General features: G+C 72.9%; 12 protein-coding genes. 8 read left to right on the top strand and 4 right to left on the bottom strand.

The genetic code is table 11. From position 1 onward, the window contains the following. Positions 1-4: 4 nt before the first annotated feature. Together CFP66_RS10430 and CFP66_RS10425 are read right to left on the bottom strand one after the other, a co-directional pair. Positions 5-1,003, bottom strand: a complete 999-nt coding sequence (locus CFP66_RS10430) for a TAXI family TRAP transporter solute-binding subunit (RefSeq protein ID WP_094922603.1) — start codon at positions 1,001-1,003, stop codon at positions 5-7. 159 nt (positions 1,004-1,162) lie between these two features. Continuing rightward, positions 1,163-2,116, bottom strand: coding sequence for an aldo/keto reductase (locus tag CFP66_RS10425; RefSeq protein ID WP_094922601.1), 954 nt, complete (start codon positions 2,114-2,116; stop codon positions 1,163-1,165). Positions 2,117-2,170: 54 nt separating this feature from the next. On the opposite strand from CFP66_RS10425, the gene CFP66_RS10420 reads away from it, so the two are divergent. After that, positions 2,171-2,710 (top strand): DinB family protein, encoded by a 540-nt coding sequence (locus tag CFP66_RS10420; RefSeq protein ID WP_094922600.1) that lies wholly within the window; start codon positions 2,171-2,173, stop codon positions 2,708-2,710. A gap of 1 nt (position 2,711) precedes the next feature. On the opposite strand, the gene CFP66_RS10415 is transcribed toward CFP66_RS10420, so the two are convergent. Both CFP66_RS10415 and CFP66_RS10410 read right to left on the bottom strand, forming a co-directional pair. Next, positions 2,712-3,395 (bottom strand): response regulator transcription factor, encoded by a 684-nt coding sequence (locus tag CFP66_RS10415; protein WP_094922598.1) that lies wholly within the window; start codon positions 3,393-3,395, stop codon positions 2,712-2,714. Then, on the bottom strand, positions 3,383-4,504 hold the full coding sequence (locus CFP66_RS10410) for a sensor histidine kinase (protein ID WP_094923073.1): 1,122 nt from the start codon (positions 4,502-4,504) through the stop codon (positions 3,383-3,385). Before CFP66_RS10410 ends, CFP66_RS10415 begins: the two co-directional genes overlap by 13 nt. 183 nt (positions 4,505-4,687) lie before the next feature. Between CFP66_RS10410 and CFP66_RS10405 the strand changes: the two genes are divergently transcribed. The 7 genes from CFP66_RS10405 to CFP66_RS10375 all read left to right on the top strand — a co-directional run bounded on the left by CFP66_RS10405 (position 4,688) and on the right by CFP66_RS10375 (position 11,195). Further along, entirely contained in the window at positions 4,688-4,915 is a 228-nt protein-coding gene (locus CFP66_RS10405) for a hypothetical protein (RefSeq protein WP_094923072.1), read from the top strand. Continuing rightward, positions 4,912-5,922, top strand: a complete 1,011-nt coding sequence (locus tag CFP66_RS10400; protein WP_094922597.1) for a hypothetical protein — start codon at positions 4,912-4,914, stop codon at positions 5,920-5,922. Before CFP66_RS10405 ends, CFP66_RS10400 begins: the two co-directional genes overlap by 4 nt. Before the next feature lie 191 nt (positions 5,923-6,113). Next, positions 6,114-7,079 carry a MurR/RpiR family transcriptional regulator gene (locus CFP66_RS10395; protein ID WP_094922595.1) on the top strand — a complete coding sequence of 322 codons (966 nt, stop codon included), beginning with the start codon at positions 6,114-6,116 and terminating at the stop codon, positions 7,077-7,079. After that, complete coding sequence (locus CFP66_RS10390) at positions 7,079-7,849, top strand: sugar isomerase domain-containing protein (protein WP_094922594.1); 771 nt, start codon at positions 7,079-7,081, stop codon at positions 7,847-7,849. The genes CFP66_RS10395 and CFP66_RS10390 overlap by 1 nt, the downstream gene beginning before the upstream one ends. 56 nt (positions 7,850-7,905) lie before the next feature. Further along, positions 7,906-9,330, top strand: a complete 1,425-nt coding sequence (gene ngcE, locus CFP66_RS10385) for an N-acetylglucosamine/diacetylchitobiose ABC transporter substrate-binding protein (RefSeq protein WP_094922592.1) — start codon at positions 7,906-7,908, stop codon at positions 9,328-9,330. Between the two features lie 28 nt (positions 9,331-9,358). Then, entirely contained in the window at positions 9,359-10,267 is a 909-nt protein-coding gene (locus tag CFP66_RS10380; protein ID WP_094922591.1) for a carbohydrate ABC transporter permease, read from the top strand. Between the two features lie 13 nt (positions 10,268-10,280). Continuing rightward, on the top strand, positions 10,281-11,195 hold the full coding sequence (locus CFP66_RS10375) for a carbohydrate ABC transporter permease (RefSeq protein ID WP_094922589.1): 915 nt from the start codon (positions 10,281-10,283) through the stop codon (positions 11,193-11,195).

The raw sequence follows: 11,195 nt of genomic DNA, 5'->3' as shown, positions 1-11,195 counted from the left end.
CCGGTCAGCCCGTCGCCTGGTCGAAGTAGGCCCGGGCGCCGGGGCACACGTCGACGAAGCCCACGTCGCCCGCCGTGGTGGCGTCGAGGTCCGCGGCGGCCGGGTGCACGGTGGTGAGCCGGTCCTCGTTCTCGAAGATCGTGCGCGTGATGTCCTGCTGGAGCTGCTCGGGCATGTCCGAACGCACGACCAGCACGTTGGGCACCACGACCTGCGGGCTCGGCTCGGTCTGGCCCTGGTAGGTGCCCGCCGGGATCTCCGCGGTCTGGTAGTACGGGCCGAACTGCTGCGCCAGGGCCTCGGTGTACTCGGCGGTGGGGATCAGCACCATCTGCCCGGTGCTCGCGAGGTCGACCAGCGCCCCGGTGGGCAGCCCGCCCGACCAGAATCCGGCGTCGATGGTGCCGTCGCGCAGCGCCTGCGCCGTCTCGCCGACGCCCAGCTGGCTGCGTTGGATGTCGGTGTCGGGGTTCAGGCCTGCCGCCTCCAGCAGCCGCAGCGCGATCACCTCGGTGCCCGAGCCCGGCGAGCCGACCGACACCCGCTTCCCGCGCATGTCCGCGACCGAGCGGATCCCGGTGCCGCTCGTGGTGACGGCCTGCGTGAAGTTGTCGTAGAGCTTGCCGAGCGTGCAGATCGTGACCTCGCGGCCCTCGAACTGCGCGACCCCGGCCACGGCGTCGGCCGTGGTGTCGCCCAGGGCGAAGGCGATGTCCGCGCCGCCGTCCTGCACCAGCAGGATGTTGTCGACCGAGGCGTTGGTCTCCTGCACGGTGGCGGTGACGCCCTCGAGGTTCTCCGAGAGGACCGTGCCCATGCCACCCCCGTAGGGGTAGTAGACGCCGCCGGTGCCGCCGGTCGCGATGGACAGCGACCCGTCGGCTCCGGGGACCTCGGGCTCGCTGCTGCCGCACGCGGCGAGGGCGAGCACCCCGGCCGCCGCGACGACGGTCCGGAGACGGCGGCGTGCCGGCGTGGTCCGGCTCCTGGTGGTGACGGCCATGGCACCTCCTGCTGGGGAGCGGCGCTCGGCGGCGAGCGCGATCACTCCTACGGGTGAGCGCAACATCGCACACGCCACCGACGTTGTCCACGCGACGGCAATGATCGTTACGAGCTGTACGTGAGCGGTGTACGTCTCGCGGTGCTCGACGGCCGCGGGTCAGCTCCAGGGGCGGGCGGAGCGGGACGACCAGTACGTGCCGGGCTCCTCGGCGAGCTCGCCGAGCGTCGACAGCACGGTGGGTGAGAGCGCGACAGCGGTCGCCGCCGCGTTGCTCGTGACCTGCAGCGGGTCGACCGCCCCGGAGAGCACGCGCCAGGCCCACGGCTGGGCGAGGGCGGCCGCGATCGCCAGCTGGTCCAGCGGCACCCCGAGCTCGGCGGCGAGCGCCACCACGGCGGGTGGGGAGTCGGGGGCACCCGGGGTGAGCCGCCCGTTCGCCACCGCCTCCTTGATGATCACACGCGCGCCCGCGTCGGCCGCCTCGGCCAGCGCCGGCCCGACCGAGGTCTCCAACACGTTCCAGGTGGACTGGATCGAGGTGAACAGCGGCGCCCCGCCGACCCGGATCTCCAGGGCGCGCCGGACCGTCTCCGCCTGCGCCGGCCCGGAGGTGGAGACACCCACCCGCACGCCGCGGTCGCGCAGCCCGGCGAGCGCCCTGTGCAGCGCGGCGTCGTCGAGGACGCCGGTGTCGGGAGTGGCCGAGTGCACGTGGTAGATCGCCAGGCGCGGGCCGAGCAGCGCCGCGGTCTCGGCGAGCTGCTCGGTGAAGGCCTCGAGCGAGTGGTCCTTCACCTCGTGCACCGACGCCTCGACCTGCCACCCGCCCACGTACCGGTAGCCCCACTTCGACCCGATCTCGACGTCGTCGATCTCGGGACGGCGCTGCAGCCAGCCGGCCAGGAACTCCTCGGCGCGCCCGTAGGAGCGGGCCACGTCGACGTAGCGGATCCCGGCGGCGTACGCCGCGTCGAGGACCGCGTCGGTGCGGCCGCGCAGCTCGTCGACGTCCCGGTGCGAGCCGAGGTCGGCCGCGCGGCCGGACGTGATGTAGGCGGGACGGGCGACGGCGGCGAGGCCGATGCCCAGTTGCGAGGTGCCGACCGTCACGGGGGCGTAGCTTACGCGCGCAGACGATCAGCCGACGGAGTCGAGGAGGATCGGATGGACCCGGCCCGGGTGCCCCCGCTCGCGGGCGAGGACCACGTCTGCGCCGACTGCCCGATGTCCTACGCCGACACCTCGGTGGAGTCCGCCACCGCCGCCCTGCGCGGGGTGCCCGAGGAGGTGCGCGCCGCCGTGTCCGCCGTGGCGCCTGCGCTGCGGCGCGTGCGCCCCGCGCCGCGGACGTGGTCGGTGGTCGAGTACGCCTGCCACGTGCGCGACGTGTTCGCGACGTCCACGATCCGGCTGCACCGCACGCGCACCGAGGACACGCCCGTGCACGAGCCGATGCTGAACGACCTGCGCACCGTGCGGTTCCGGCACAACGAGGCCGACCTCGACGCGGTGCTCGCCGAGCTGGACGCCCACCTCGCGGGGTTCCTCGACGAGATCGCGGCCACCACCGACTGGGAGCGGGTGGGCCGCAGGCGCCCCGACGAGGAACGCACCGCCCGCTGGCTGGTGCGCCACGCCCTGCACGAGGCCCGCCACCACGTCCACGACATCGGCGCGGTCGGCCGGGCGGTCACCCCCCGCTGACTCACGGCCGGTCGAGGAGGCCGGCGTCGTGGGCGAGCAGCGCGATCTGGACGCGGTTGTTGAGATCGAGCTTGGAGAGGACGTTCGAGACGTGCGTCTTCACCGTGGGCAGCGCGAGGTGCAGCGCGGCCCCGATCTCGGCGTTCGATCGGCCCTCGCCGACCGCGACGGCCACGTCGCGTTCCCGGTCGTTGAGCTGCGCGAGGAGCACCCGGGCGCGGGCCCGGCGCCGGTCGTGGTCGCTGTCGGCGACGCGGGTGATCAGCCGCCGCGTCACGGCGGGGGAGAGCACCGGCCTGCCCTGGGCCACGTGCCGCACCGCGGTGACGATCTCCCCGGGCGGGGTGTCCTTCAGCAGGAACCCGGCGGCACCGGCCCGCAGCGCGCGCAGGACGTGCCGGTCGGCGTCGAACGTGGTCAGCACGATCACCTCGGGAGCGCAGGGGCGGGCGCGGAGGTGCTCGGTGGCCGTGAGGCCGTCGACGCCGGGCATCCGGATGTCCATCAGCACCACGTCCGGGGCCAGCCGGTCGACGAGCGCGGGCACCTCCGCGCCGTCACCCGCCTCGCCGACCACGAGGATCTCCGGCACCCCGCCGAGCATCATCGCGAGGCCCGCCCGCACCAGCGGGTCGTCGTCGACGATCAGCACGCCGACCGGTTCCACGGTGGTCACGCCGGCCACGGTAGCCAGGCGGCGAGGCGCCAGCCGCCCGTCCCCGTCGGCCCGTGCTCCAGCCGTCCGCCCGCCAGCGCGACGCGCTCGGTCAGCCCGGTGATCCCCTGCCCCGGCTCCCCGGCAGGGCGCGGCCCGGCAGGTGAGTCGTTGACGACCTCGACGGCCAGGCCGGTGCCCGCGGCGCCGGTCACCGCGACCCGCACCTGCGCTCCGTGCGCGTGCTTGCGGGCGTTGGTCAGCGCCTCCTGCACCACGCGGTAGGCCGTGCGCCCCGCTGTCTCCGGGACCGCGACGTCGATCTCGTGGCGCAGGTCCACCCGCATGCCCGCGCGGCGCGACTCCGCCACCAGGTCGGGTACGTCGGCCACGGTGGGCTGGGGCAGCTCGCCCACCGGGGCGCGCAGCACGCCGATGACCTCGCGCAGGTCCTGCAGCGCCTGGTGGGCGCTCTCGCGGATCACCCGGGCCGTGCGGGCGACGTCCTCGGCGGGCGCGTCGGGACGGAACTCCAGCGCCCCGGCGTGCACGCTGAGCAGCGACAGCCGGTGGCCCAGCACGTCGTGCATCTCGCGGGCGACGGTCTCGCGGGCCTCCATCTGCGCCTGCTCGGCCCGCAGCCGGGCCTCCTCCTGCGCCCGGACCACCAGCTGGCGCTGGCGCCGGACGGCGAGGCCCCACCCCACGGCCGCGCCCTGCATCGCGACGCCCAGCGCGAGGAGCAGGAGCGGGGGCTCCTCGGGGCGCAGCACCAGGTAGCAGGTCGCGCTGACCACGCTCAGCCCGAAGACGCAGCCGGATGTGCGCGGAGCCCGGTGCACCGCCACGGTGAACAGGCTCGCCAGCATCGCGCCCGCCACCAGCTCGGAGAACGTCGAGACCGCCAGCAGCGCCACGGCGAGGTGGACCGGCCACCTGCGGCGCAGCCACAGCGCCGCGCAGCCGAGCACGCCGACGACCTGGTCGACGTCGTACAACCAGGCGGGCTCCGGGAGGGCCGCGAGCCGCTGCTCGGCCAGGAACAGCCCGAACACCACCGCGAGCAGGAAGATCGCGATGTCCACGGCCCAGTCGCGCACGCTGCGCCGGGGTCGGGGTGTCGCGCCGGAGTGGTCCATCGTGGCTGCGAGCCTACGGTCGCCCGTGGCCGGGGAGGCCCGCAGCGGCACGGCCGGATACCGAGGACGACGGGGTCGATACTTCGGTCGGAGCGTGCCCCGCCACCCGTGGTCCCGCCGCCCCGGCAGTCGCGCCCGGCGACCGATCCGCGGCCCCGCCGGCCGGTCGTAGCGTCGGCGGCCATGCGCAGCGTCCTGCAGTTCGTCGGGGTCGTACTGGTGGCCGTGGGTGCCAGCGGGACGATCGACCGGCTGCTCGGCCACCAGCCGATCCTCGGGTTCCTCAACGTCGTCAACCGGCTCGTGATCCCCGGCGTCGACGCGCTGCACGGCTACGAGCTGTACGCGAACCTCGCCGTCGCGGCACTCGGGGTGGCGGTCGCCGCCGCCGCGCGGCTGGCTCCGCAGTGACCCGCCCGGTCGACCCGCGCCGCGTCCGCCTGCCGCTCGCCGTCGGGCTGCTGCTGCTCGCGCCGCTCTGCGCGGAGTACCTCGTGGGGTACGACAGCAGCACGGGTGACCCGCTCGTGCTGCTCGGCGGCCTGCTGATCCTCGCGCCGCTCTACGGCGGCCCGGCCCTCCTGATCCGGGAGGCGGCCCGCCGGCTGGGCGTGCGGTGGCCGGGGATCCTCGCGCTCGCGACGGCGTTCGGGGTGGTCCAGGCCGGAATCGTGGACCAGTCGATGTTCAGCGGCTCGTACCGCGACATCGAGTACTGGGACGAGATGTTGCTGCCCACGTTCGTCGCGCCGCTCGGGATGGGTGTCTACCCGGCGTTGACGTTCGTCGCCGGGCACGCGATCTGGAGCTTCGGTATCCCGATCGCGCTCGTGGAGTCCCTGCGCCCGGCGTCGTCGCGACGGCCGTGGCTGCGCGTTCCGGGCCTTGTCGTGGTGGCCGTGCTGTACCTGGCGGCGGCCGCGCTCGTGCTCGCCGACCATCTCGCCACCGAGTCCGACCACGCCTCGGCCGGGCAGATCGCCGGGGCCGCAACCGTTGCCGCGCTGCTGACCGCCGGGGCGGTCGTGCTGGGCCGCCGCCGGCCCTCGCCCACGCGGGCCCGGGTGCCGGCGCCGCCCGTCGTCGGCCTGCCGGCGCTGGTCGCGGCGCTCGCCGTCCAGTTCCTGCCCGGAACGTGGACGGGCGTCGCGGCCACCGTCGCGGTGCTCACCGCGTCTGCGCTCGGGGTCGGACACCTCGCCCGGTCGGACCGGTGGGCCGGGCGCCACGTCGTCGCGCTCGTGACCGGCGCGCTCGTGGCGGGTGCCCTGACCGGGTTCCTCGCCGAGCCGCTGGGCGATGTCGCGCCGGCGGCGAAGTACGCGCACAACACGGTGGTCCTGGTGGGCGTGCTGCTGCTGGGCGGTTGGGCGGCGGCGCGCAACCGCGGCGCCACCGAGGCGGGCGCGCGGACCTGAGCCCGCCGGTCAGGACGTCGGCGGGGGCCGGAGCGCGCCCCCGCCGGTCCACGGCGTCTGATCGCCTCCGCCCGGCTCCGGGCCCGCAGCCGTGACCTCTTCGTTGTAGGAACGTCTTACCGAAGTCTTGACAGTTCACCCGCTCTGGGGGAAATTTTCACCCACCCCGTCCGCGTGTGAAAGGTTTCTCGATGGCCGTGACAGCCGGATCGGAACCGCCCCTCGAGGCGGGGACCGGCCAGCTGCTGGTGCACCTGCGCAGCGTGCTCCCCGGCCTCGCAGGTGCCCTGCGCCAGGTGGGGAACGCGATCCTGGAGGACCCCGGGTGGGCGTCGCGGGCCACGATCGTCGAGCTCGGCGAACGCAGCGGCACGTCACCTGCCACGGTCACCCGCTTCTGCCGCAGCCTCGGCCTCACCGGTTACACGGAGCTGCGGGTCGGCATCGCCACCGACATCGGCCGGGCCGACCAGGCCGGGTGGGAGGTCGGCCTCGCCGCCGACGTGCTGCCCACCGACCCGATCGACCGCGTGCTGCGCACGCTGCTCGCGGTGGACCTGCAGGCCATGCACGAGACGGCCGCCGGTCTCGACCTGCGCGCGGTCGAGACCGTGGTCGACGCGGTCGTCGCCGCACACCGCGTCGACCTCTACGGCGTGGGTGGCAGCGCCGCCGTCCTGAAGGACACGCAGATGCGGATGCACCGCATCGGCTTCGCGTCCTGGACCTGGTCGGACGTGCACAACGGGCTCGCCAGTGCCGCCCTCCTCGGACCCGACGACGTCGCCATCGCACTCTCGCACAGCGGACGCTCCACGGAGACGGTGGAGATGCTGGCGCAGGCCAGGACCAGCGGCGCGACGACCGTGGCGATCACGAACTTCTCGACCTCGCCGATCGCCGAGGTCGCCGACCACCTGCTGTGCACCTCGGTGCGGGAGATCTCGTACAGCTCGGGGGAGATGTCGGCCCGGCACTCGCAGTTCCTCGTGCTGGACCTGCTCTACCTCGCCGTCGCGCAGCGCACCCACGAGCGCGCCACCCACACCTGGGTGCGCACGGCAGACGCCGTGGTCCCGCACCGCTCCCCGTACGAGCCGCGGTCCCGTGGCCGTGGCACCGAAACCCCCGCCGACACCACATCCGGAGGAGCGTGATGACCGCCGACACGAGTACGGCCCACATCTCGGCCGCGGCGTTCGCCGCCGCCGCCGAGGAGGCGGTCGCCCGGGTCGCGCGGGAGCAGGCGGACGGCGTGGTGGCGGCGGCGGGCCTGGTGGTCGAAGGGCTGCGCGCGGGCGGGGTCGTGCAGGCCTTCGGCACCGGGCACTCCCAGGCTCTGGCGATGGAGATCAGCGGGCGCGCCGGGGGCCTCGTCCCGACGAACATGATCGCCCTGCGGGACCTGGTGCTGCTCGGGGGCGAACCGCCGGAGCTGCTGTTCACCGAGCACCTCGAGCGCGATCCGGCGGTCGGGCGCAGGCTCTACGACCTCGCGGGCGTCTCGCCGTCCGACGTGTTCGTCATGGCCTCCAACTCCGGCGGCAACGGCTCCGTGGTCGAGCTCGCGCACGCCGTGAAGGAGCACGGTCACCCGCTGATCGTCATCACGTCCATGGCGCACACGAGCCGGGTCGTCTCGCGGCACCCGTCCGGCCTGCGCCTGTTCGAGCTGGCCGACGTCGTCCTCGACAACGGTGCCCCGTACGGCGACGCCGCGCTGCAGGCGGGCGAGGTCGCGGTCTGCGCCGTCTCGTCGATCACCGCCGCGTTGCTGGCGCAGATGGTCGTGGCCGAGGTGGTGCGCACGATGCTCGACGCAGGTGAGGCTCCTCCCGTCTACCTCTCGGCCAACGTCCCGGAGGGTGACGCCCACAACGACGCGCTCGAAGCGCGCTACGCAGGCCGCATCCGCCGTCCCGCCTGACGCACGTCCGGCCCGCCGCGGCCGTCGATCCCACTGATCTCGATGAGGAGGCAGTCATGAACAGGGCCCGTTCCGCCGGACTGGACCGCAGGAGGTTCCTGCAGCGGCTCGCGGCCGCAGGGCTGCTCGCCGTGCCGGGAGCCGGGGTGCTCTCGTCGTGTGCGACGAGCGGGGGCGGCGGCTCGACCGCCGTCCAAGGGGACGTGAGCGCGGAGAACCCGCTGGGTGTGGCGGCCGATGCCGGTCTCGACGTCGTCATCTTCAACGGCGGGTACGGCGAGGAGTACGCGAAGTTCCACCAGGAGCTGTACACCAAGCGCTACCCGGAGGCCGAGGTCACGCACACGGCCACCACGCAGATCGCGCAGGAGATGCAGCCGCGCTTCGTGGCCGGCAGCCCGCCGGACGTGCTGGACGACTCGGGCGCTCAGAAGATCGAGTACGCCACGCTCGTGTCCGAGGGGCAGCTCGCCGACCTCGGACTGCTGCTCGACGCCCCCTCGTGGGACGACCCGAACGTGAAGGTGCGCGACACGCTGCTGCCCGGCGTGATCGAGCAGGGCACGTTCGGCGACCAGTTCCTGATCCTCAACTACGTCTACGAGACCTACGCGATGTGGTACTCGAAGCCGCTGTTCGAGCAGAACGGCTGGGCGGTCCCCACCACGTGGGACGAGATGACCGCGCTGTGCGAGCAGGTCAAGGCCGCGGGGATCTCCCCGTTCGCCTACGGGGGCACCAACGCCGCCGACTACGTCCTCGACCTCAACCTCGGCGCGGCGATCAAGCAGGGCGGCATGGATGTCGTGCGCAAGATCGACAACCTCGAGCCGGGCTCGTGGACGCAGGACACGGTGCTCGCGGCGACGCAGGGTCTCGAGGAGATGGTGGCCAAGGGCTACTTCATGCCCGGCTCCGAGGGCCTCAAGCACACCGAGGCGCAGACCGCGTGGACGCAGGGCCAGGCGGCCTTCTACGTCTCCGGGTCCTGGCTGGAGAACGAGATGAAGGGCATCGCGCCGCCGGACTTCGGGATGACGATGGCGCCGGTGCCGGCGCTCGACGCGAGCGCGGCCATGCCCGTCACGGCCCTGCGCACGCAGCCCGCGGAGGCGTTCCTGGTGCCGGCGCGCGCGGCGAACGTCAACGGCGGGATGGAGTACCTGCGCCTGATGCTGTCCAAGGAGGGCGCGGGCCGGTTCGCCGAGCTCACCGCCTCCGTGCCCGGGGTGCGCGGCGCCACCGACGGGATCCAGAAGACCCCGGCGCTCGAGTCGCTGTCCGCCGGTCTCGACGCGGCCGGCGAGGACGTCTTCACCTGGCAGTTCCGGACCTGGTACTCGCCCTACAGCCAGCTGCTGAAGACCGAGCTGGGCAACCTGCTCGCCGGCCGCAGCAAGGCGGACGGGTTCCTCGCCGCGATGCAGGCGGAGACCGACCGCCTCGCCGCCGACGCGAACGTCACCAAGTACAGCCGCTGAACAGCGGATCGAGAGCACCGAGGTCGCCATGCGCTACGGCAAGTACCGGTTCATCGCGAGCTTCCTCGCGGTCCCGTTGCTGCTCTACATCGTCTTCGTGATCTCGCCGTACGTGCAGGCGTTCTCCATCTCGATGACGGACTGGAGCGGCTTCTCCTCCGACCGCAACTTCATCGGTCTGGGGAACTACGCGGAGCTGGCGGGCGACGGCCGCTTCTGGCGGGCGATGTCGCACAACCTGCAGATGCTGATCGTGGTGCCGCTCGTGACGCTCGGCATCGCGCTGTTCCTCGCCAGCATGACCACGCTGGGGGGACGGCGCGGTGCCGGACGCGGTGGCGTCCGGGGCTCGCGCTTCTACCAGGTGGTGTTCTTCTTCCCGCACGTCGTGCCGCTGGTGATCGCGGGCGTGCTGTTCGGGTTCTTCTACAACCCGCAGGCCGGGCTGCTCAACGGGCTGCTGCGCGTGGCCGGCTTCGAGTGGCTGACCCGCGCGTGGCTCGGGGACACGACGTTCGCACTGCCGGCCGTGATGGCCGTCCTGATCTGGATCTACGTCGGTTTCTACTACGTGGTGTTCAGCGCGGCGATGAAGTCGCTGCCCACCGACGTGTTCGAGGCCGCGGTGCTCGACGGCGCCGGCCGGTTCCGCACGTTCCGCAGCATCACGCTGCCGATGATCACCGACACGCTCAAGACCTCGTACGTCTACCTCGGGATCCTGATGCTCGACGGCTTCGCGTTGCTGCAGGTGATCCTTCCCGACGGCGGGCCGGACGGGTCCACCGAGGTGGTGGCGCAGTACCTCTACCGCGCCGCCTTCACCGACGGCCGGTTCGGCTACGCGTCGGCGATCGGGGTCGCGCTCTGCCTGGTGACGTTGGTGCTGGCGGTCCCCTTCCTGCGGATGGGCCGCCGCGAGCGGGTCGAGTACTGAGGAGGCGGCACAGATGAGCATCGACACACCGGCATCGGCTCCGGCCCCGTCGCGACCGCCGCTGCGGCGCGACCGCCGGACCCCCCACGACGGCCCGTCGGGCACCGAGCGCACGCTGAACGTCTTCTCGCACGGGTTCCTCGTGCTGTGGACGGTGCTGGCCATGGTGCCGCTGCTGTGGGCGGCGCTGACGGCCTTCAAGTCCGACCGCGAGATCTTCACCAGCCCGTGGACCCTGCCGTCGGAGTGGCATTTCGAGAACTTCGTCCGCGCCTGGACCACCGCCAACATCGGCCGCTACTTCCTCAACAGCGCCATCGTGGTCTGCGCGGCCGTGGTGCTGGTGATGCTGCTCGGCGCGATGGTGGCCTACGTGCTCGCGCAGTACGAGTTCCGCGGGCGGGACGTCATCTACTACACGTTCATCACGGGGATGACGTTCCCGATCTTCCTGGCGCTGGTGCCGCTGTTCTTCGTGGTCCAGAACCTGGGGATGCTCGGCACCTACCACGGGCTGATCCTGGTCTACACGGCGTACGCGCTGCCGTTCACCGTCTTCTTCCTCACCGGCTTCTTCCGGACGCTGCCGAGGGCGCTCGTCGAGGCGGCGATGCTGGACGGCTGCTCGCACGCCGGCGCGTTCTTCAAGATCATGCTGCCGCTGGCCCGCCCCGGGATGATCAGCATCGGCATCCTGAACTTCCTGGGCCTGTGGAACCAGTTCCTGCTGCCGCTGGTGCTCATGCCCGACCAGGACCGGTACGTGCTGTCCCAGGGCCTCGCGGTGCTGGCCGCGAACCAGGGCTACCGCAGCGACTGGAGCGCGCTGTTCGCCGGCCTGGTGATCGCCCTGCTCCCGGTGCTCGCGGTGTACATCGCGTTCCAGCGCCGCATCCAGGACGGTCTGAACGCGGGCGCCATGAAGTAG

This window comes from Pseudonocardia sp. MH-G8 (genome assembly GCF_002262885.1).
In the GTDB taxonomy this organism is placed as follows: Bacteria; Actinomycetota; Actinomycetes; order Mycobacteriales; family Pseudonocardiaceae; genus Pseudonocardia.
Note: the sequence above shows the minus strand (reverse complement) of the source record. Positions and strands in the feature narration are given on the sequence as shown.